This window comes from Micromonospora endophytica (genome assembly GCF_003236305.1).
GTDB lineage: Bacteria > Actinomycetota > Actinomycetes > Mycobacteriales > Micromonosporaceae > Micromonospora > Micromonospora endophytica.
Genome location: NZ_POTX01000064.1, coordinates 1 through 20,148 on the forward strand (window position 1 = coordinate 1; position 20,148 = coordinate 20,148).

22 protein-coding genes are annotated in these 20,148 nt (G+C 71.9%); 10 read left to right on the forward strand and 12 right to left on the reverse strand.

Annotated features, from left to right (window positions below):
- Together C1I93_RS12195 and C1I93_RS12200 are read right to left on the reverse strand one after the other, a co-directional pair.
- Positions 1-389 (reverse strand): twin-arginine translocase TatA/TatE family subunit (locus tag C1I93_RS12195; RefSeq protein WP_111243380.1); only part of this gene is annotated, 389 nt, incomplete at its 3' end.
- 70 nt (positions 390-459) lie between these two features.
- Entirely contained in the window at positions 460-1,713 is a 1,254-nt protein-coding gene (locus tag C1I93_RS12200; protein WP_111243404.1) for a S1C family serine protease, read from the reverse strand.
- A 339-nt stretch (positions 1,714-2,052) separates the two neighbouring features.
- Between C1I93_RS12200 and C1I93_RS12205 the strand changes: the two genes are divergently transcribed.
- Positions 2,053-2,727: an O-methyltransferase gene (locus C1I93_RS12205; RefSeq protein ID WP_309148197.1), complete on the forward strand. Its 675-nt coding sequence runs from the start codon at positions 2,053-2,055 to the stop codon at positions 2,725-2,727.
- A gap of 22 nt (positions 2,728-2,749) precedes the next feature.
- On the opposite strand, the gene C1I93_RS12210 is transcribed toward C1I93_RS12205, so the two are convergent.
- Together C1I93_RS12210 and C1I93_RS12215 are read right to left on the reverse strand one after the other, a co-directional pair.
- Entirely contained in the window at positions 2,750-4,216 is a 1,467-nt protein-coding gene (locus tag C1I93_RS12210; protein WP_111243381.1) for a leucyl aminopeptidase family protein, read from the reverse strand.
- A 166-nt stretch (positions 4,217-4,382) separates the two neighbouring features.
- Positions 4,383-4,550 carry a DUF3117 domain-containing protein gene (locus C1I93_RS12215; protein WP_013283866.1) on the reverse strand — a complete coding sequence of 56 codons (168 nt, stop codon included), beginning with the start codon at positions 4,548-4,550 and terminating at the stop codon, positions 4,383-4,385.
- Positions 4,551-4,741: 191 nt separating this feature from the next.
- Between C1I93_RS12215 and C1I93_RS12220 the strand changes: the two genes are divergently transcribed.
- Together C1I93_RS12220 and C1I93_RS12225 are read left to right on the forward strand one after the other, a co-directional pair.
- Positions 4,742-5,566 carry a PaaX family transcriptional regulator gene (locus tag C1I93_RS12220; protein ID WP_111243382.1) on the forward strand — a complete coding sequence of 275 codons (825 nt, stop codon included), beginning with the start codon at positions 4,742-4,744 and terminating at the stop codon, positions 5,564-5,566.
- Positions 5,563-6,354, forward strand: coding sequence for an enoyl-CoA hydratase-related protein (locus C1I93_RS12225; RefSeq protein ID WP_111243383.1), 792 nt, complete (start codon positions 5,563-5,565; stop codon positions 6,352-6,354). The genes C1I93_RS12220 and C1I93_RS12225 overlap by 4 nt, the downstream gene beginning before the upstream one ends.
- A gap of 12 nt (positions 6,355-6,366) precedes the next feature.
- Here the strand turns inward: C1I93_RS12225 and C1I93_RS12230 are convergent, their stop codons facing one another.
- The 4 genes from C1I93_RS12230 to C1I93_RS33260 all read right to left on the reverse strand — a co-directional run bounded on the left by C1I93_RS12230 (position 6,367) and on the right by C1I93_RS33260 (position 8,968).
- Positions 6,367-6,990, reverse strand: a complete 624-nt coding sequence (locus C1I93_RS12230) for a hypothetical protein (RefSeq protein WP_111243384.1) — start codon at positions 6,988-6,990, stop codon at positions 6,367-6,369.
- 4 nt (positions 6,991-6,994) lie between these two features.
- Positions 6,995-7,582, reverse strand: coding sequence for a DNA-3-methyladenine glycosylase I (locus tag C1I93_RS12235; protein WP_111243385.1), 588 nt, complete (start codon positions 7,580-7,582; stop codon positions 6,995-6,997).
- 88 nt (positions 7,583-7,670) lie between these two features.
- Positions 7,671-8,168 (reverse strand): SRPBCC family protein, encoded by a 498-nt coding sequence (locus tag C1I93_RS12240; RefSeq protein ID WP_111243386.1) that lies wholly within the window; start codon positions 8,166-8,168, stop codon positions 7,671-7,673.
- Entirely contained in the window at positions 8,165-8,968 is an 804-nt protein-coding gene (locus tag C1I93_RS33260) for a DivIVA domain-containing protein (RefSeq protein WP_223256516.1), read from the reverse strand. Before C1I93_RS33260 ends, C1I93_RS12240 begins: the two co-directional genes overlap by 4 nt.
- Before the next feature lie 153 nt (positions 8,969-9,121).
- On the opposite strand from C1I93_RS33260, the gene folP reads away from it, so the two are divergent.
- Positions 9,122-9,991 (forward strand): dihydropteroate synthase, encoded by an 870-nt coding sequence (folP, locus tag C1I93_RS12250; protein WP_111243406.1) that lies wholly within the window; start codon positions 9,122-9,124, stop codon positions 9,989-9,991.
- A 16-nt stretch (positions 9,992-10,007) separates the two neighbouring features.
- Here the strand turns inward: folP and ndhC are convergent, their stop codons facing one another.
- Positions 10,008-10,385, reverse strand: a complete 378-nt coding sequence (ndhC, locus tag C1I93_RS12255; RefSeq protein WP_111243387.1) for an NADH-quinone oxidoreductase subunit A — start codon at positions 10,383-10,385, stop codon at positions 10,008-10,010.
- A 125-nt stretch (positions 10,386-10,510) separates the two neighbouring features.
- Here ndhC and C1I93_RS12260 point away from each other — a divergent pair, with 125 nt between their 5' ends.
- The 3 genes from C1I93_RS12260 (at position 10,511) to C1I93_RS12270 (ending at position 14,767) form a co-directional block, all read left to right on the forward strand.
- Complete coding sequence (locus C1I93_RS12260) at positions 10,511-11,671, forward strand: hypothetical protein (protein ID WP_146603481.1); 1,161 nt, start codon at positions 10,511-10,513, stop codon at positions 11,669-11,671.
- 221 nt (positions 11,672-11,892) lie between these two features.
- Complete coding sequence (locus C1I93_RS12265; protein WP_111243389.1) at positions 11,893-13,740, forward strand: 2-oxoacid:acceptor oxidoreductase subunit alpha; 1,848 nt, start codon at positions 11,893-11,895, stop codon at positions 13,738-13,740.
- Entirely contained in the window at positions 13,733-14,767 is a 1,035-nt protein-coding gene (locus tag C1I93_RS12270) for a 2-oxoacid:ferredoxin oxidoreductase subunit beta (protein WP_111243390.1), read from the forward strand. The genes C1I93_RS12265 and C1I93_RS12270 overlap by 8 nt, the downstream gene beginning before the upstream one ends.
- Positions 14,768-14,847: 80 nt before the next feature.
- Here the strand turns inward: C1I93_RS12270 and C1I93_RS12275 are convergent, their stop codons facing one another.
- Complete coding sequence (locus tag C1I93_RS12275; RefSeq protein WP_111243391.1) at positions 14,848-15,489, reverse strand: FMN-dependent NADH-azoreductase; 642 nt, start codon at positions 15,487-15,489, stop codon at positions 14,848-14,850.
- Positions 15,490-15,572: 83 nt separating this feature from the next.
- On the opposite strand from C1I93_RS12275, the gene C1I93_RS12280 reads away from it, so the two are divergent.
- A complete protein-coding gene (locus tag C1I93_RS12280) occupies positions 15,573-16,064 on the forward strand; it encodes a MarR family winged helix-turn-helix transcriptional regulator (protein WP_181445141.1) in 492 nt (163 codons plus the stop codon).
- Between the two features lie 72 nt (positions 16,065-16,136).
- Here C1I93_RS12280 and C1I93_RS12285 read toward each other — a convergent pair whose 3' ends face one another.
- Positions 16,137-17,150 (reverse strand): potassium channel family protein, encoded by a 1,014-nt coding sequence (locus C1I93_RS12285; protein WP_111243393.1) that lies wholly within the window; start codon positions 17,148-17,150, stop codon positions 16,137-16,139.
- Positions 17,151-17,293: 143 nt separating this feature from the next.
- Between C1I93_RS12285 and C1I93_RS12290 the strand changes: the two genes are divergently transcribed.
- On the forward strand, positions 17,294-17,953 hold the full coding sequence (locus C1I93_RS12290; protein WP_111243394.1) for a helix-turn-helix domain-containing protein: 660 nt from the start codon (positions 17,294-17,296) through the stop codon (positions 17,951-17,953).
- Positions 17,954-18,006: 53 nt separating this feature from the next.
- Positions 18,007-18,594, forward strand: a complete 588-nt coding sequence (locus C1I93_RS12295) for a ClpP family protease (RefSeq protein WP_111243395.1) — start codon at positions 18,007-18,009, stop codon at positions 18,592-18,594.
- A gap of 167 nt (positions 18,595-18,761) precedes the next feature.
- Here C1I93_RS12295 and C1I93_RS12300 read toward each other — a convergent pair whose 3' ends face one another.
- Positions 18,762-20,012: a hypothetical protein gene (locus C1I93_RS12300; RefSeq protein WP_146603482.1), complete on the reverse strand. Its 1,251-nt coding sequence runs from the start codon at positions 20,010-20,012 to the stop codon at positions 18,762-18,764.
- Positions 20,013-20,148: the final 136 nt, after the last annotated feature.

Here is a 20,148-nt window from a genome sequence, read left to right on the forward strand (position 1 = left end):
GTCGCGGCGGGAGCCGGTGGGGCGGGCGACGAGGAGGCGGCCGGCGTACGCGGATCCACCGCGGTCGCCACCTCCTTGAGGTCGTTGTGCACATGCGTGACGTCCGCGCGCAGGTCGTCGTAGATGCCCTGCAACGGCTTCCGGATCGCCTGCTCGTCCTCCTCGGTGAGCAGGTGCTTGCGGATGAACGCCTTGGGGTGCAGGTCCTCGAGCTGGATGTCGGTGCCGAGTTCCTTGCTGAGGTCGGTGGTGGCGTTACGGGCCATGGTGCGCAGATTGCGGACCATGCGCAGCCCGTCGGCGATCACCGCCGGCAGCCGGTCGCCGAAGATCAGCAACGCCAGCAGCAGCAGCGCACCGACCTCCCACACGTTCAGGTTCTCGAACACGCTGGGCCTCCTCCCGGCTACCGCAGCCAGAGTACGCACGTAGACGGCCAACCCAGAAGAGGGTGAGCGGTCACTTCACATCCGCGGCGAGGGTCACGGAGGCGTTCTGCCGGTCGGAGCCCCGGCGGTACTCGACTGTCACCACCGAGCCGGGAGCGTACTTGCGGACCAGGGCGATCAGGTCGGTCGGCTCGCTCATCGGGCGGCCGTTGAGCCTCAGGATCACGTCACCGGCCTCAAGTCCGGCACCGGCCGCCGGGCCAGCCGGCTCCACCGCGACGAGGCGTACGCCCTCGCCACCGGTGCCCGAACCGGCCCCGCCCACCTGGGCGCCGATCACCGTACGGCGGGCCTTGCCGGTGCCGATGATGTCCTGGGTGATCCGTTTGGCCTGATTGATCGGGATGGCGAAGGCGAGACCGATGTTGCCCGCCTCCTGACCGTCCGCCACCAGGGACTTGATCGTGGAGTTCACCCCGATCACCCGCCCGGCCGCGTCGACCAGGGGTCCGCCCGAGTTGCCGTGGTTGACCGCGGCGTCGGTCTGGATCGCGGCGTAGTAACGCGTCGGTCCCCCGGGCTCGCCGGCCTGCATGGTCCGGTCCAGGGCGCTGACGATGCCCGCGGTGACCGTGTTGGCCAGCGACAGCGGTGAACCGATCGCCAGCACCGGATCGCCCACCGCCAGTGCGTCGGAGTCACCGAACTCGACCGGACGCAGTCCGCCCCGGGAGACCTTGATCACCGCGATGTCGGACTCCGGGTCCTGCCCCACCACCGTCGCCGAAGCCGTGCTGCCGTCGTTGAAGACCACCAAGGCCCGGCCGGTACCGCCCGCCACCACGTGATCGTTGGTGATCACATGGCCGTCGGCGCTGGCGATGAAGCCGGAGCCCTCGCTGGTGCCGCCCACCCCGGCCACCCGTACGGTCACCACGCTGGGCAGGACCCGTTCGGCGACACCGGCCAGCGACTCCGGCGGCCGTTGCGCAAGCGTGGGGGCCGCGCCGCCGGGAGCGCCGAGAACCGGCGCGGCAGCCCCGCCACGCACGGCGAAGGCGTACCCCAGGGCACCGCCGAGCATGCCGGCCAGCAGGGCGCTGATCAGCGGGATCAGCATCAGCTGGCGAAGTCCCGGCCGACCGGGCGCGTCCGGATCAGTGACCGGTTCCGGCTCGGAACCCGGTGCCGGTGCCGCCGGTATCACCACCGCTGCCGGGGCGTGCGGATCCCGCCACGGGTCGGCGAGCGCGTCGGACCACCACGGCGACGCCCCCGCCGGGCCGCCTGGTAGCGCTGCCGTGGCCGGCGGGCCGGCGGTCAGCGGTGTCCCCGCCGGACCTGCCGGTAGCGGTGACGCGGCCGGCTGGCCGCCTTGCAGCGGTGTCGCCGGCGGGTGTTGTGGCCCCGGCTGCCCCGCCGGTACGCCGTTCCCACCGGGCTGGCGCCAGTCCCAGCCGTCGGTCACTCGGTGCCTCCCACTCCGTCCCCGGTATCCACGTTCCGCGATCGGGCGCCGCCCGGGACCGGTCGACTGGATACCGCTTCCAGGATTGCACGGATGGGCCCCGTGGGGTCAGCGGTTGTCACTGCGGGTGGACCGCCCGGCTGCGCCACGAGCGGGCCGCCTCTAGAGTCACAGTGCCCACCCGCCCCGCGCATCATGCTCGCCGCCCGGAGGTGTCCCATCGCCACGGTCGCCGGTTCCGGCAGTTCGACGAACCCGGCTCTCCAGTTCGCTGAGTCGTACGCTGCCGAGGATCTTGTGCTGCGCACCGCGCGCAGCCTCGCCCGCGAAGTCGGTCTCGACGCGGTCACCCCCGGTGCGGGTGCCGCGTTGCGCCTGCTCGCCGCCGCCGGCAACGCCCGCGCGGTGGTCGAGATCGGCACCGGCACCGGAGTCAGCGGCGTCTGGCTGCTGCGCGGCATGCGTGCCGACGGAGTGCTCACCACCATCGACGTCGAGGTGGAGCACCAGCGGATCGCCCGACGCATCTTCGTCGAGGCCGGCTTCGCCGCCGGCCGGACGCGGATCATCACCGGCCGGGCGTTGGACGTGCTGCCCCGGCTCGCGGACGGCGCGTACGACCTGGTCTTCGTCGACGCCGAGGCGACCGGCTTCACCGCCTGCGTGGACGCCGCGCTGCGGTTGCTCCGCCCCGGCGGCGTACTGGTGTTCAACGGTGCCCTGGCCGGGGGCAGGATCGGCGACCCCGCGGCGCGCGACGCGGAGACGGTGACGGTGCGCGAGACGGTCAAGGCCATCCGCGAGTCGGAGCACTGGATCCCGGCGGTGCTGCCGGTGGGCGAGGGGTTGCTCGCCGCCGTCAGGTGCTGAGTCAGAGCCGTCAGGTGCTGAGTCAGGAGAGCGTGCCCAGCCAGCGCAGCAGCCCGCGTACGCCCCATCCGGTCGCGCCCCGGGTCAGCTCCGCGTCGTCCCGCTCGCACCAGGACGGCGCGGACATGTCGATGTGCAGCCACCGCTCGCGCAGATCACCGGTGAACTCCCGCAGGTAGAGCGCGGCGAGCACGGAGCCGCCGCCCTGGGTGGGGGCGCTGTGCAGGTCGGCCAGGTCGCTGCCGAGGTACTCGACGTAGTCGGTGGGCAGCGGCATCCGCCAGGCGGACTCACCGGCCGCGTCGATGGCGGCCAGCAGGTCCTTGGCGAGCTGGTCGTTGTCGCTGTAGAGGGCACCGGTACGGCTGCCCAGCGCGACCGCGTTCGCTCCGGTCAGGGTGGCCAGGTCGATGAGCAGGTCCGGCTTGAGTTCCTGCACCGCGTACGCCAGCGCGTCGGCGAGCACCAACCGGCCCTCGGCGTCGGAGTTGGTCGTCTCGCTGGTCAGGCCGCCGTAGTGCCGGATGATGTCGCCCGGACGGAAGGCGGTACCGCTGACCATGTTCTCGGCCAGCGGCGCGAGCGCGGTGACCCGGACCGGCAGCCGCAACGCCGCCGCGCCGAGGGTGGCCGCGAGGACGGCGGCGGCCCCGGCCATGTCCTTGCGCATCAGCTTCATCGCCGGCACCGGCTTGATCGAGATGCCGCCGGTGTCGAAGGTGATGCCCTTGCCGACGAGCACCACGTGGGTGCGGGCGTCGTCCGGCTGCCAGTCCAGCTCCACCAGGCGCGGGCCGCTGGCCGAGCCGGCGCCGACGGCGAGGATTCCGCCGAAACCCTCGGCCGCCAACTGCTCCGGCTCACGTACCCGCAGCCGCAGCCCGGGCACCCCCTCGGCGGCCTCGGCGATCTGGCCGGCGAACCACTCCGGGTTCTTGATCGAGGAAGGTGTGTTGGTGAGGTCGCGGGCCAGCCGGGTCAGCCGGGCAGTGGTTCGGGCCACCGCCACGGCCTGCTGGTGGGCGTCCGGGTCGGCGACCGCCAGGTCGACGCCGACCAGCGCGGGTGCCTTGTCGTCGGCGCCCAGCCGGAACCGGTACGACCCCAGCATCAGCCCTTCGACCAGGCCGCGTACCGAATCTGGCGACACACCTACCGGAAGTGCGAGTGTGACATGACTCTCATCCTTGGCGGCCCGGACCACTGCCGCTCCGGCCGACCGCCAGCCCGCCTCGTCGCCGTCGCCGATCCCCACCAGCACCAGCCGCTCGGGCACACCTCCCGGCCGGAGTTGGACGCGGATCTCACCGGCGCGGCCGGTCAGTCGGGCCAGCGGGGCCAGTGCGGCGGCCTCGTCGCCGACCCCGTCGGGCAGCGTCACGGCGGTCGGGACCGGCCCGGCCGGCACGTCGTCGGCGTCGCCCGGTCGGACAGGCAGGGCCACGGTGGCGAGCCGGTCCGGCTCGGCGGTCAGACGGATGGCGAGCACGCGGAGCCGTACCTCCTGAAGAAGATCGCGGGCGGAGCACCCGCGAAAGGTATGAAGGCCCTGAGCCACCGGCGACGCCGGTGGCTCAGGGCCAGGCCGCCCCTTGCGGTGCGACCTAGACGAAACCGTCCGCGGCGGCGAGCGTCGCCGACGGAACCGGCCTTGATCAGCCGGCGGCCGCCTTCAACGCGTCACCGAGCGCCGTCGCCTCGTCGGGAGTCATCTCGACGACGAGCCGGCCACCGCCCTCCAGCGGGACGCGCATGACGATGCCCCGGCCCTCCTTGGTGACTTCCAGCGGACCGTCGCCCGTCCGCGGCTTCATCGCCGCCATGTTGTCTCCCCTCAGACCTACACCAGGGTCGGTGGGTTGCCCCACAGCCACTTAGCCATGACCTCCCGCAACTTGCACGGGGGGTGTCGACCAACGATTTTCCCTGATGAACACCGCCGGACCCAAACTGAAGCAGCATTGATGTAACAGCATCTAGCTTATCCCGAGATGGCCTGTCACAATGTGCGGTCATGCAGGCACGGTCGGCACTCTTCGACCTGTACGGCGACCACCTCCGGCCACGGGGTGGCCGCGCACCGGTTGCCGCCCTGGTCAAGCTCCTGGCACCGCTCGGGATCGCCCCACCGGCCGTCCGCACGGCGGTCTCCCGGATGGTGCGTCAGGGTTGGCTCGAACCACTGAAGCTCGGTTCCGGACCGGGCTATTCGATCACACCAAAAGCGGCCCGCCGGCTCGACGAGGCGGCCTCCCGGATCTACCGCACCGGACGGGTTGCCTGGGACGGGCGGTTCGATCTGCTGGTGCTGGACGCGCCGAGCGCGCGCCGGGACCGCCAGCGGCTCGCCGCCAACCTGCGCTACCTCGGCTACGGCACGCTCGACGAGCAGACCTGGGTCGCCACCCGGCCCGCCGAGGACGTGGACCTGCTGCTCGACGAGGCCGGCGTACGTTTCGAACGGTTCAGTGCGGCGCACGCCGCCGGCACCCCCGGCGCGATGGGCCTGGTCCGCCGGGCCTGGGACCTGGCCGAGATCGGCCAGGCGTACGAGCGTTTCGTCGCCGAGCAGCGGGCCGCGCTGGCCGGGATCACCGTCCGCAGCGGTGACGAGGACGCCTACGCGGCCCGGTTCCGGTTGGTGCACGCGTGGCGTACCTTCCTGTTCCGGGACCCGCAGCTGCCCCCGGCGCTGCTGCCCGAACGCTGGCCCGGCGTTGCCGCGGCCAGCTTCTTCGACCGCCACGCGGCCCGGCTCCGGCCGGCCGCCGACCGGTACGTCGAGCAGTGCCTCGACGGTGGTAACCGGTTGGCCCGACAGAAGGAACCCCAGACGTGACCGAGCCGCTGCTCGTCGACCGTACCGACGCCGTCGCCACGGTGACCCTGAACCGCCCGACGGCCATGAACGCGCTCGACGTGGCGCTGAAAGAGGCCCTGCGGGACACCCTCGCGGAGCTGGAGGCCGACCGGGGCTGCCGGGCGGTGGTGCTCGCCGGGGCCGGTGGGTCGTTCTGCGCCGGTCAGGATCTGCGCGAGCACGTGGCCACCCTGGAATCGGGCGTCGGCAAACCGCTGGACACCGTCCAGGCGCACTACAACCCCATCGCCGCCCGGCTGGCCAGCATGCCCAAGCCGGTGGTGGCCGCGGTCCGCGGCATGGCCGCCGGGGCCGGTGCCTCGCTGGCGTTCCTGGCCGACATCCGCATCGGCGGGCCCACGACCAGCTTCCTGATGGCCTTCGCCAAGGTCGGGCTCGCCGCCGACACCGGCGCATCCTGGACGCTGCCCCGGCTGGTCGGCCACGCCAAGGCCGTCGAGTTGCTGATGCTGGCCGAGCCGGTACGGGCCGAGCAGGCGCGCCGTCTGGGCCTGCTCAACCGGCTGGTCGACGACGACGAGGGCGTGTTGCCCGCCGCCCAGGACCTCGCCGCCCGGCTGGCCGCCGGCCCGACCGTGGCGTACGCGGCGATCAAGCGCCAGCTCTCCGTGGCCGATGCCGGCACCCTGGCCGACGCGCTGGCCGCCGAGGCGCAGGCGCAGGCGATCTGCGGTCGCACAAACGACCACCGGGCAGCCACGATGGCCTTCGTCAACAAGGAGAAGCCGGTGTTCGAGGGCCGCTGACGGGCACCGGCGTCAGTCGTCCTCTTCGGGGTCCTGGTTCGCCTCCGCGCCGAGCACGAAAGCCTGCATGGCCAGCTCGTCGCCGGAGGGCGAGACGAAGGCGGGCAGCTCACGCGGGCCCAACTCCTGCACGTACGCCCAGAACAGGCGGACCGCCTCGGCCGGCGAGTCGGCCTCGATCGGCAGGTCCAGGCTGACCAGCCAGGACCGTCGCTGCGGCGGCGGGCCGAGCCGGTCGACCAGCTCGCGAAACGTGCCCGGGTCGAGGGCGGTCAGCGGACCGCCGAGGGCCAGCGTGTCGGCCGGCACCGGCTCGTCGAAGGCACGTCGGGTGTACGCCACGACAAGCGTCTCGGGCCCCGGGTCGGACTGCGGATCGTCCGGGTCCTCGGGGCGTCGGACCGTCGGCGCGGCCACCCGCCCCACCGCCACCAGTCGGGGTGGTTCGTCGGCCAGCACCGCGATCTGGTCACCGGGGCGGGGCAGGCTGACATCCGCCAGCCCGGTCAGCTCCAGCGTGTCGTGGTGGACGAGCCGCTCGGCGTCGTACCGCCCGGCGGGCAGCAGCACCGCCCAGGTGCCGGCACCCTCCGCGTGACTCGCCCCGTTCACCCGTTGCGCGGTGTCGGTCGTCATGCTTCTATCCCACCACGCCCGCGCGGGCCGCAACGACGTGGCAGCCCACGAGGTGGTCGTCGACCATCCCGGTGGCCTGCATCAGCGCGTACGCCGTGGTCGGGCCGACGAACCGGAAGCCGCGCTTCTTCAGCGCCTTGGCCATCGCGGTGGAAGCATCGGTCAACGCCGGCACCTCGGCGTGGCTGGCGGGCCGGGGTCGGCCGGGCGGGGCGAAGGACCACAGCAGCGTGGACAGGCCCTCGGGCAGCTCCAGCGCGGCCCGCGCGTTGGCGATTGCCGCTTCGATCTTGGCCCGGTTGCGGACGATGCCGGCGTCGGCGAGCAGCCGGGTCACCTCGGCCTCGCCGTAGCCGGCGACGGTGGCGATCCGGAAGTCGTCGAAGGCCGCCCGGAACGCTTCCCGCTTGCGCAGAATGGTCAGCCAGGAGAGCCCGGACTGAAACGCCTCAAGCGTGATCCGCTCATAGAGCGCGTCGTCACCGTGCAGCGGGCGGCCCCACTCGGTGTCGTGGTAGGCCGCATACTCCGGGGTGCTCACTCCCCACGCACACCGAGCCAGCCCATCCACCCCGACCGCCAGATCACTCACCCACCCACCCTAAAGCCGCGAATCTTGGTGCGAAATCGCCCCCAGAGGGGCCGGAAACGTCCAAGATCTGCTGCGCGGGTGGGGACAGTCAGGGGAGGTGGCCGTGCTCGACTTGGCGGGCGAAGCGGCGTAGGGCCTGGGTGAGGCTGAACTTGGAGCCCGGCCAGAGCACCGGCCAGGCCACCCGGCCGGCCGGGCCACCGGGCACGTGGAACCACTCGTGCCAGACGACCTGGGTGCGGCCGCTCGCCATCGGGGTGCAGCGCAGCACACCCGGGCCACGCAGCAGCGTCCCGCAGTGCACCACCCCGATCTCGTACGGCGCGTCGACCCGGACCACGCGCATCTCGTCCCGCAGCACCGCCGGGCCGAGCGTGGTGACCGCCTCGATCAGGCTGCCCTCGCCACCGTCGCCCTCGACCACCCGTACCTTGGTGAACGGAATCCAGTCGGACTGCCGTTCCCAGGCCAGCAGCGCCGCGAAGACACGCTCCGCCGGCGCGTTGACGATCACGGTGGCGGTGACCTCGCCGGCACCGGGCTGCGCCGCCTCCCGAAGATCGTCGGGAGTGTCCGGATCGCTCACTTCGACTCCGAGCGGACCGCGGCAGCGTCCGGCTCATCCGTCGACGCCTCGCCGCGCGCACCCGCCGCACCCTCCACCGGATCCACCTCGGCGGTCGACTCGGCTACCGACGAGGTCGGGCCGGGCGGTGCGGCGGTCTCCTCGCCGGTCTCTTCGGCACCGAACTCGGTGCCGCTCTCCGGGGTGGGATCCCCGGCCTCCGGCGGGTGATCCTCGCCGGCCGTGGCGGTGGCAGACGCACCTCCCGCGGCAGCCGACCCCGCGGTCACAGCGGTCGACCCGGCGGCCACAGCGGCCAGGTCGGGGCCGACGGTCGACCCGGCGGCCACAGCGGCCGAGTCGGGGCGGACGGCCGGCTCGGCGACCGTGGCGAACGGCTCGATGGCCGTGACGGTGGGCTCGGTGGTCGGGGCGGCCGGATCGGGTGGGGCGGTGGCCCGGCCGGCGGACTGCTCACGGGCTCGTTGCAGGGCGTCGGCCTCGGCGGTGCGCCCCTGCCGCAAGGCGGCCACCTCGGCCTCCAGGACGCCGATCAGCTCGGTCTTGTAGCCGATGTCGTACGCCGCCCGGCGCAACGCCTGGTCGACCTGAGCCATCCGGTAACCGCGCAGGGCGGTGTCGAAGCGCACCTCGCCCACGTCCGACTCGCGCAGTGGACGGTCACCGGGCAGTGACACCGCCCGCCCGTCCGCCTCGACCGGCACCAGACCGGGATCCCTGCCGTTGACAAGTGTCGTCACGCCGAAGACCACCGCCGCGACGGTCACCGCCACGAGCAGCACGAGCAGAAGCTGACCCATGCACTGATCGTGGCACGTCTACGGGAACGGAGCGACCCCCACCCGGCGCGGCGTACCGGACGGGGGCGGGAAACGCCAGGCCGGCGACCGGATAGCGTCACCGGTGTCCGGCGGCGGATTCGGCCGGTGGCGTACGGCGGTGAGGGAGGCGACGTGCCCGGGGTGCTGCGGCTCGGCGGACGGACGTTCGGCCCCGATGACCTGGTGGTGATGGCGATCGTCAACCGCACCCCGGACTCGTTCTTCGACCGGGGCGCGACGTTCGCCGCCGACAGTGCGTTGCGGGCGGTCGAGCGCGCGGTGGAGGAGGGCGCGGAGATCGTCGACATCGGTGGGGTGAAGGCCGGACCGGGTGTCGAGGTCGACGTCGCCGAGGAGATCCGTCGTACCGTCGGCACCATCGCCGCCGTCCGGGCCGCCTTCCCGGAACTGGTCATCTCGATCGACACGTGGCGCGCCGAGGTCGCGGTGGAGGCCGTGGCGGCCGGCGCGGACCTGCTCAACGACACCTGGTCGGGGGCGGACCCGGCGCTGGCTCAGGTCGCCGCGCGGACCGGGGCGGGGCTTGTCTGTTCGCACGCCGGCGGACTCAGCCCGCGTAACCGACCGCACCGCGCGGCCTTCGACGACGTGGTGGCTGACGTCGTACGAACCGTGACCGGGCTCGCCGAGCGCGCGGTCTCGCTGGGCGTACGCGCCGACGGGATCCTCATCGACCCGGCTCACGACTTCGGCAAGAACACCCGGCACTCGCTGGAGATCACCCGGCGGCTCGGGGAGTTGGCGGGCACCGGGTGGCCGCTGCTGGTCGCCCTCTCCAACAAGGACTTCATCGGCGAGACGTTGGATCTGCCGGTCGGCGAGCGGCTGGAGGGCACGTTGGCCGCCACCGCGATCTCGGCCTGGCTGGGTGCCCGCGTGTTCCGGGCCCACCAGGTCCGCCCCACCCGGCGCGTCCTGGACATGGTCGCCGCCGTCGCGGGCACCCGGCCACCCAGGCTCACCCGCCGCGGCCTGGCCTGAGCCCGACCGGCCCGGCTCAGGTCCAGGTGAGGATCCGGCGGCGCCAGGCGTAGAGCAGGCCGAGCGCGAGGACGGCGACGAAGACCGCCATCTCCACCACCGTGACCAGCCCGAAGCCGGGCCGGTCGAAGACCAACGCCCAGGGGAAGAGGAAGACTGCCTCGACGGCGAAGACCACGTAGAGGTACGCGTAGACGTAGTAGCGGATCTGCATCTGCGCCCAGTCACCGCCGACCGGGTCGATGCCGCATTCGTAGCTTGCCCGTTTGCCCAGCGGGTCGGCCGGCCGGGCGGGGCGCAGCACGCGGTTGGCCGAGAAGGCGACGACCAGGAACAGCACGCCGACGAGCAGCAGCAACCCGAGCGTCGCGTACGAGCCCAGGTAACCGGTCACGGTCGGTCAGCCTACCGTGCCCGTCGTTCCGGCGGGCCGTTGCGAACTTGTTTTCACCAGCGACTAGTGTCCCCAGGCAACTTCTGGCCAGGATGAGCACCACCCCCCACCAGCACGGAGGTCCGATGGTCCGGCGGCACGGACGACTCAGCCCGCGGGCGGCCGACCGTCGGCGGACCGGTCCGCTGCTGGCCGCCGTCCTGGCCGTCGGTCTGGCGACCGGCGTCGCGGTGGCGCCCGGCTGGGCGGCGACCGGCGTCGCAGTGACGCCCGACTGGGCGGCGACCGCCGGGCCCGACGGCCACAGCGGCGAGTGGGAAGCACTCGACCCACCCGGTGAGCCGCCTGGCGACCCGGAGGAGCCCACCTCGCCGCCACCGGCGACAGTGGAACCGCCGGGCGAGACCAGCCCGCCGCCGTCACCATCGCCACCGGCACCGAGCGTCACCACCGGCGTACCGACACCGAGCGGCGGGCCGCCCACGACGACCCGGCCGCCACTACCCACGTACGCTCCGCCGAGCCCACCGCCGACGACGACGCCGATGCCTACCGGGTCGCCGTCCCGGCCGGTGGAGGTACGGGCCGACAGCGGCGGCATCACGCTGCGGGCCGACGAGGTCGCCCTCGATGTCGACGGCGGTGCCGGGCTCAACGTCCGGCTGGGCAACAGCGGCCCGGTGGACGCCCAGGGCCGGGTCGAGGTGGTGCTGCCCGCCGGCGTGACGGTGCCGGCACCGCCGGCGGACTGCGTCATCGTCGACCCGACGCGTACCCGCTGCGACCTGGGTTCGGTGTCTGCGGGGCGGACCGAGGAGCTGCGGTTGCCGGTGACGGCGACGCCATCGGCCCGGCGCGCCGCACCGCTCGCCGGGGTGGTGATCGGTCAACTCGAACCGCGTGACGGACCCAGCCGTCGGGTCCGGCTGGACTTGCGGATCACCGCGGCGGAAGCGGAACCGGCGGTGGTGCCGCCACCGGGGGCCCTCGACGTGCCGAGCGCGCTCCCGGCCGGGGCGGCCAGTGCGGAAGCCCCCGCCACCACCTGGTCCCCCGGGTGGCTGATCGCGCTTGCGGCATTGCCGGTACTGATCGCCCTCATCCTGGTCACCGTGTCACTGCGCCGCCGCATGGCGGTGCCGGACGCCGGGCTGGGCGTGGGGTCGGCACAGCCCGGCGGGGCCGGGCCGGAGCCGGAGGGTGGCATCTGGTTCCGGCCGCAGCGACCGGCCCGCCGGGTGAGCGGTGATCTGGATTACGGCGGGCCGGGCGAAAGCCCGCAATAGGGTACATAAGCCCCCACGATCCGATCCCAGTCGGCGGACCTGCAGGCAGGGTGCGAGCGTGATCCGACGTAGGCTCTGAGGTGAGGAACGACAGCGGGCCGGGCGGTCACCGTTACGGCCGGTCAGCGGTGCGTCAAGGAGGTCTTCGTGGCCGGGCAAGACGGGGTCACCAGTCAGTTCAGCCGGCCGCGGCGCGGCACGCGACGAAACGAGGTGCGGCCGTGAGCAAGCAGATCCGCCAACTGGACCGGGTGGTCATCCGGTTCGCCGGCGACTCCGGCGACGGCATGCAGCTCACCGGTGACCGCTTCACCTCGGAGACCGCGCAGTTGGGCAACGACATCTCCACGCTGCCGAACTTCCCGGCCGAGATCCGGGCGCCCGCCGGCACCCTGCCGGGTGTGTCGAGTTTCCAGGTGCACTTCGCCGACTACGACATCCTCACCCCGGGTGACGCGCCGAACGTGCTGGTGGCGATGAACCCGGCAGCGCTCAAGGCGAACCTCGCCGACCTGCCGCGCGGTGCCGACATCATCGTCAACACCGACGAGTTCACCAAGCGCAACCTGGCCAAGGTCGGCTACGCGAGCAACCCGCTCGACGACGACACTCTCGACGGTTACGCGGTCCACCCGGTGGCGCTGACCTCGATGACCGTCGGCGCGCTGGCCGAGCAGGACGTGTCCAAGAAGGACGCCGAGCGGGCCAAGAACATGTTCGCCCTCGGCCTGCTGAGCTGGATGTACTCCCGGCCCTACGAATCGACCCTGCGGTTCCTGGAGCGCAAGTTCGCCAAGCGGCCCGAGCTGGTCGCGGCGAACGTGGCCGCCTTCAAGGCCGGCTGGAACTTCGGCGAGACCACCGAGGACTTCTCCGTCAGGTACGAGGTGAAGCCGGCGAAGATGCCGTCGGGCACCTACCGCAACATCACCGGCAACGCGGCGCTGTCGCTGGGGTTGGTCGCCGCGGGGGTCCGCTCCGGCCTGCCGGTCTTCCTCGGCGCGTACCCGATCACCCCGGCCTCGGACATCCTGCACGAGCTGAGCAAGCACAAGCGGTTCGGCGTGACCACCATGCAGGCCGAGGACGAGATCGCCGCGATCGGCGCGGCGCTTGGTGCGTCGTACGGCGGTGCGCTCGGCGTCACCACCACCAGCGGCCCGGGTGTGGCGCTCAAGGGCGAGACGATTTCCCTCGCGGTGGCGCTGGAGCTGCCGCTGGTCATCGTGGACGTGCAGCGGGCCGGGCCGTCCACCGGCATGCCGACCAAGACCGAGCAGGCCGACCTGAACATGGCGCTGTTCGGCCGGCACGGCGAGGCGCCGGTGGCGGTGATCGCGCCTAAGTCGCCGTCGGACTGCTTCCACGCGGCGCTGGAGGCGGCACGGATCGCCCTGACCTACCGCACGCCGGTGATCCTGCTGTCGGACAACTACGTCGCCAACGGCTCCGAGCCGTGGCTGCTGCCGGATGTCGCGTCCCTGCCGGACCTGCGGGTCGAGTTCGCCACCGCGCCCAACGCCGAGGACGGCACCACCTTCCTGCCCTACCTGCGCGACCCGCAGACCCTGGCCCGGCCGTGGGCGGTGCCCGGCACCCCGGGCCTGGAGCACCGCATCGGTGGCCTGGAGAAGGCCGACAAGACCGGCGACATCTCGTACGACCCGGCCAACCACGACTTCATGGTGCGTACCCGGGCCGCCCGGATCGAGGCGATCCCGGTGCCGGACGTCGCGGTCGAGGACCCCGACGGCGACGCCCGGGTGCTGGTGCTCGGCTGGGGTTCGACGTACGGCCCGATCGGCGCGGCCTGCCGTGCCCTGCGCCAGCGGGGCTTGCCGGTGGCCCAGGCGCACCTGCGGCACCTCGCGCCGATGCCGGCCAACCTGGGCGCGGTGCTGCGCTCCTACGACCGGGTGGTCATTCCCGAGATGAACCTCGGCCAGTTGGCCCACGTGATCCGGGCCCGCTACCTGGTCGACGCTATCGGCTACAACCAGGTCCGCGGCCTGCCGTTCACCGCCGCCGAGCTGGAGACGATGCTGGAAGAGGTCCTGAAGAATGTCTGAGCCCGTCGCCCTCAAGCTCACCGCCAAGGACTTCAAGTCCGACCAGGAGGTGCGCTGGTGCCCCGGCTGCGGCGACTACGCGATTCTCGCCGCCATCCAGCAGTTCATGCCGGAGCTGAACATCCCCCGCGAGAACACCGTCTTCGTCTCGGGGATCGGCTGCTCGTCGCGCTTCCCGTACTACATGAACACCTACGGGATGCACTCGATCCACGGGCGCGCTCCGGCGATCGCCACCGGGCTGTCGGTCTCCCGCCCCGACCTGTCGGTGTGGGTGGTCACCGGTGACGGCGACGCCCTCTCCATCGGCGGCAACCACCTGATCCACGCGCTGCGCCGCAACGTCAACCTCAAGATCCTGCTGTTCAACAACCGGATCTACGGGCTGACCAAGGGGCAGTACAGCCCGACCTCCGAGGTCGGCAAGATCACGAAGTCGACCCCGGTCGGCTCGGCGGACGCGCCGTTCAACCCGCTGTCGTTGGCGTTGGGTGCGGAGGCGACCTTCGTCGGCCGCACCATCGACTCCGACCGCAAGCACCTGCAGTCGGTGCTGCGCGCCGCCGCCGAGCACGAAGGTTCGGCCTTCGTGGAGATCTACCAGAACTGCAACATCTTCAACGACGGGGCGTTCGAGCAGCTCAAGAGCCCGGACAGCCGGGACGACTACCTGATCCGGCTGGAGCACGGCCAGCCGATCACCTTCGGCAAGGACGGGCAGTTCTGCGTCGTACACCCGCCGGGCGGCTTCGGCCTGGAGGTACGCGAGACCGCGTCCACCCCGGCCGAGGAGATCGTGGTGCACGACGCGACGGTCGCCGACCCGGCGTACGCGTTCGCGTTGTCCCGACTGCCCGGGTTCGACCTGCGCAACACCCCGATCGGCGTGTTCCGCTCGGTGCGCCGGCCGTCGTACGACAGCGTTGTGCAGAGCCAGTTGGCCGACGCCAAGGCGACGGTGACCGAAACGCCTGAGGAACAACTCGCCGCCCTGCTGAACAGCGGCGACACCTGGACGATCAGCTGACCGGTACGCACGAGTCGACAGATAGCCCCGGGCGGGCCGTTCCGTAGTGGAACGGCCCGCCCTACGGGTACCGGGCAGGTTCAGACCACCGCCGGCACCCATAGTTCGTCGATGGCCCGCTCGGCCGCGGCGAGGCTCTCCTCGTGCAACGAGATCAGCTCGGCCAGCTTCGGCACGACCGGCGCGAGGGTCAGCTCGGCGGCGATGAAACGCGGTGTCAGGCCGGTCATGGAGAGACCGTGCGGCAGCCAGGGCTCAGAGTGGTCCCAGCCCTCGTTCGGGGTGCCAGCGCCGTACCCGCCACCCCGGGTCGCCAGCACGATGAACTCGCGGTCACCCAGCAGCCCGGTGCCGGTCGCCGGATCGTACGACAGGCCGGGCGCGATGAGCAGGTCCACCCAGCTCTTCACGCTGCTCGGCGCGGCGTAGTTGTAGAGCGGCAGGCCGAGCAGCACGGTGTCGGCCTGCTTGACCTCGGCCACCAGTTGCTCGGTCAGTTCCCAGAATCGGCGCTGCTCGGGGGTGTGCTGGTCGGGTGGCGTCATGCCGGCCAGCCCACCGGCCTCATCCAGATGCGGCAGCGGCTCCTTACCCAGGTTTCGGTAGGTGATCGTGCCGCTCGGGTGCGCGGCCTGCCAGGCTGCGGCGGCGCGGGCGGTGAGCCGCCGGCTGACCGACTGCTCCCCCCGAATGCTCGAGTCGATGTGCAACAGGTGCGGCATTGGTCAACTCCTCACAGATGATTTGTGTAGCACCAACCATTTATAGCAGGGCTATGTTTCCTGGCGCGGGTAAAGTGGGTCACATGACTGCCGGGCCGGTCGACCAGACGGAGCGCCGTTCCGGCGCGCTGCTCCAGTTCGTGGCCCGGCGGATGCGGATCCGGTCGGAGTCGGTGCTGGCCCCACTCGGCCTGCGCCCCCGGCACCTGGTCGCGCTCACCGTGTTACGCGACGCGGATGGGATCAGCCAGCAGGGGCTCGCCAGCAGCCTGCAACTCGACGGCACCAACGTGGTGGGACTGCTCAACGAACTGGAATCGGCAGGCTTGATCGAACGACGACGCGCACCGGAGGATCGCCGCCGGCACGTCGTCCGCCTCACCCGAAACGGCGCGAAACGCCTCAACGAGGCCGAATACGCCCTGGCCGGTGCCGAGGACGAGGTGCTCGGCGCGCTGGGCCCGGCCGAGCGCGACACACTCTACGATCTGCTCCGGCGGGCAGCCCGGGATACCCCGGTAACCTGCGCCGAGGCGGCCGGTTGCACCGAGGAAGACCGGCCCGAGAGCTACTGAGCGCCCTCTCAGCCGATCCAGGCAGTGCTCCGCGCCGAATCGGTCCGGGCAGAGTGATCGGCGCCGAATCGGTCAGGGCAGAGTGTTCGCGGTGGGCCGGTCGTCGCGTACGTGCACCAGCAGGTCGCCGGTCTCGATCACCGCGCCCGCCTGGTCCGCCAGGGTGACCACCTTGCCCCGGCGGACCAGGGCGATGACGAGCGCCTCCAGCTCGCGCGGGTTGCGGCCGACCTCGTGGCGCTCGGCCGACCGCATCGCCAACGCCATGCCCTGACCGGGGGTGAGCAGGTCCTCCACCACGTCGATCAGGGGCGGCGCCGAGGTGGACAGGCCCAGCAGCCGGCCGGCGGTAGCCGAGGAGACGATCACGTGGTGCGCCCCGCTCTGCTTGAGCAACGGGGCGTTCTCCGCCTCCCGGGCAGCCGCGATGATCCGGACCTGACCGGCGGTGAGCTGGCGTACGGTCAACGCCACCAGGACCGATGCGTCGTCGCTGTCGGTCGCGATGATCACGGCCTTGGCGGTACGCACGTGCGCCTGGTTGAGCACTGACGAGCGGGTCGCCGACCCCTCGATGGCGACATGTCCGTTCGAGGTGGCCTGCCGCAGCGCCGGACCGCTGCGCTCGACCACGACGATGCGGGACTTGTCGAGCCCGTTCTCCATGAGTGCCGAGATCGCGCTGCGTCCCTTGGTGCCGTAGCCGCAGATGATGACGTGGTCCTTCAATTTTCTCTCCCACCGGTGCAGGCGGCGGCCGGTCCGGTACTGCTCGGTCAGCACCTCAAGCGTGGTGCCGACCAGGATGATCAGGAACAGCACCCGGGCCGGGGTGATGAACAGGACGTTCACCAGCCGGGCGCTCTGGGTGGACGGGACGATGTCGCCGTACCCGGTGGTCGACAGCGAGACCACCGCGTAGTAGAAGCAGTCCAGCAGGGTCAGACCGTCGCCGTTGATGTCGCGGTACTGATCGCGTTCGACGTAGACCACCGCGACCACGGCGAGCACCAACCCGACGGCGGCGGCCAACCGTAGGCTCAGCGCGCTGAGCGGTCCACGCCGCTGCGCCGGAAAATGGATCACCGGGGGCCCCGCCCCACCGTCACCTGCACGCCCACAACATAGCCCCTGGCGGGGGATCCGCACGCCGGGGCGGGGCGACAGGTCGCCCCGCAGCCGGGCATGATGGGAAAGTCGACGCAGGACCGGCGAAAGCGAGGCCCGGCATGTCTTTGCTGCGACGGGTGATCGGCGGCGTGCTGCGCCGGGAACGCCAGCGCCAGGGCCTCACCCTGCGGGAGTTGGCCCAGGCCGCCGGCGTTTCCGTGCCGTATCTCTCCGAGGTCGAGCGGGGCCGCAAGGAGGCCTCCTCCGAGGTGCTCGCGGCGATCTGCGGTGCGCTCGGCCTCTACCTCTCCGACCTGCTGGAAGAGGTACGCGACGAGTTGCGCCGGGTCGAGCGGCGGCTGCCCGCCGCACCCCAGGCCCGCTATCTGCCGGCCCGGTCCGGGATCGGCCAGGTGCCGGCCGGGCGCCGGATCGCTCCCGTCGGGTTCGGTACGGACGGCTCCACCCAGCCCGTCGCGCGCCTGCACGGGGGTGGCTTCGGCATCCCGTCGACCTGGCTCGGTGGGCACGCCCTCCCGGTCGGCGGGCTGGACGGTGCCGGGTTCGACGGCAGCCGTACCGGCGGGATCCGGGTCTTCGTGCTGGCCGAGCCGGCCGTTGCCGCCCACTCGCTCGCCCGGTCGCCTCGCCGGCTGCCGGCCGCGAGCCGATCCCGGCCGGGTTGCCGCCGCCGGTCGTGTCACCCGTTCTGCCGTGGGCGGATCTGCCGCCGGCAGAACCGCTGGAAAGCGAGCGGACTCGCCGCGCAGGCTGGTTGAGCCGGCACCCGGGCGAGGAGATGTCGCACGCCGGCGGGTGGAGGGGTGACGACATGACCACGATGCTTGACGACGGCCAGCGGACCTTCGGCGACCAGGTGTTCGAGCGGCTGATGCGGGAACGGATCATCTATCTCGGCAGCGAGGTGACCGACGAGAGCGCCAACCGGATCTGCGCCCAGATCCTGCTGCTCTCCGCCGAGGACCCGGAACGGGACATCCAGCTCTACATCAACTCGCCGGGCGGCTCGGTGAGCGCGGGCATGGCGGTCTACGACACCATGCGCTTCGTACCCAACGACGTGGCGACCCTGGCGCTGGGTCTGGCCGGTTCGATGGGCCAGTTTCTGCTCACCACCGGCACCCCCGGCAAGCGGTACGCGCTGCCACACACCCGGATCCTGATGCATCAGCCCTCGGGCGGCTTCGGCGGCACCGTCGCCGACATCACCATCCAGGCGGAGAACATGCTGAGCGTGAAGCGGACCATGATGGAGCTGATCGCCCAGCACAGCGGGCGTACGGTTGACGAGATCCAGCAGGACTGGGACCGGGACCGCTGGTTCACCGCCGAGCAGGCCCGCGACTACGGCCTGATCGACCAGGTCGTCGCCACCGCCACCCAGGTCTCTGCCGACTGAGCGCAGCAGCCCCCACGGGTGGGCGTCCATTGCCTCCTTCCTCGGCCGGCGCAACCAACTGGAGCGGTGGCATCGCCGCCGAGGGCCCGGGACCGGCAGTGCGTCCCGGGCCACCGGCGCGCTAGCTGGCCGGGCCGGTTCTGGCCGCGTCTACTGCCGAACCGTCACTAGCCTTTGCGGCCACCCCCGCCGCCCCCGCCGCGACCGCGCTTGTGCTGCTTGTCCTCTCCGCGGACGGGGGGAGGGTCACTCGGACCCGGTCCGTAGTTCGACGGGCGGCGGATCGGCCTATGGACCAACCCGTGCACGTTGGCCCCCGAGCTGAAGGGGTTGCCCTGACCGTAGGAGCTGGGCGGCGGTGGACCGCCGAAGGAACTGGGCGGCGGACCGAAGGAGCCGAGTGGCGGCACACCGTGGGAGCCGGGCGGCGGAGCGTACGGCCCGGGCGGCGGCCCACCGAAGGAGCCGGGCGGCGGAGCGTACGGCCCGGGCAGCGGCCCACCGAAGGAGCCGGGCGACGGAGCGTACGGCCCGGGCAGCGGCCCACCGAAGGAGCCGGGCGACGGAGCGTACGGCCCGGGCGGCGGCCCTACGAAGGAGCCGGGCGGCGGCATCGGAGGGGGGAGGGAACTGCGGGACGACGCCGGACTGGGAAGGTGCGTGTTGGGGTGGTTGAACAGCGGTAGCCCAGGGGCCGGTGCCGGCTGTGGCCGGGACTGGTGCCAGCCCATCATCGCCGTACCGCCGGCATGCACAATCGCGCCGGCGTCCCGCGTCCGGTCACCGCCCACGCCTCCGGTGCCCAAGCCCCAGGCGATCGCACCAGTGGCCGAGACCGCGGCGTAGGCAGCGGTGTACAGGTCGGCGTTGTTACGGCGCAACGCGTTCACCATATGCTTGGTGAACACGTACATGCCGGGTCCGCCTGCCAATGCCACCCCAGCGCTCACCGTGCCCAGGCTGCCAGCCTGCCCACCGGCACCCTGCAGCAGCGGTGAGCCGAGCATCGAGATCCACGTGGCGATCCGCTCGTCGTTGTTACGCACCCATGTGCCGGCGCTCTGCACCCAGTTCAGCAGGCGGTTTTGCTCGTCGTACTGGTGCCGGCTGACCTGGTCGCCACCCCATTCGATGTCGAACGGCTCCCGCGGGCCGGGGCTGCTGCTGCTGCTCCGGTCGGACGTCGGGTAGCTGCCCACCATGTTCCGGTAGTCGTCGACGCCTGGTCCCCCGGGCCTCGCCGAGCTGGCCGTGCTGTTGCTGGCCCGCCGCGGGTTGTCGTAGTTGCTGCCGGAGGTGTCGCTGTAGCGGCTCGACGTGGTCGGGGCACGCTCCTCACTGCTGCCCGAGCTGTCGGCCGTTCTCCTCGGCCGCCTCCGGCGTTCCCGTTCCCGTTCCCGTTCCTGTTCCCTGGCCACCTGCGCTCCTTCGGTCCGACTGAACGGCTGGTACGCGCTCTACGTCCGGCACCCACGCCCGGTTCGACGGCACCTCGACATTTCCCGGCGCACGAACATGCCCGACCTGTTCGCGGCGGAACTGCGCGCGTTCCAC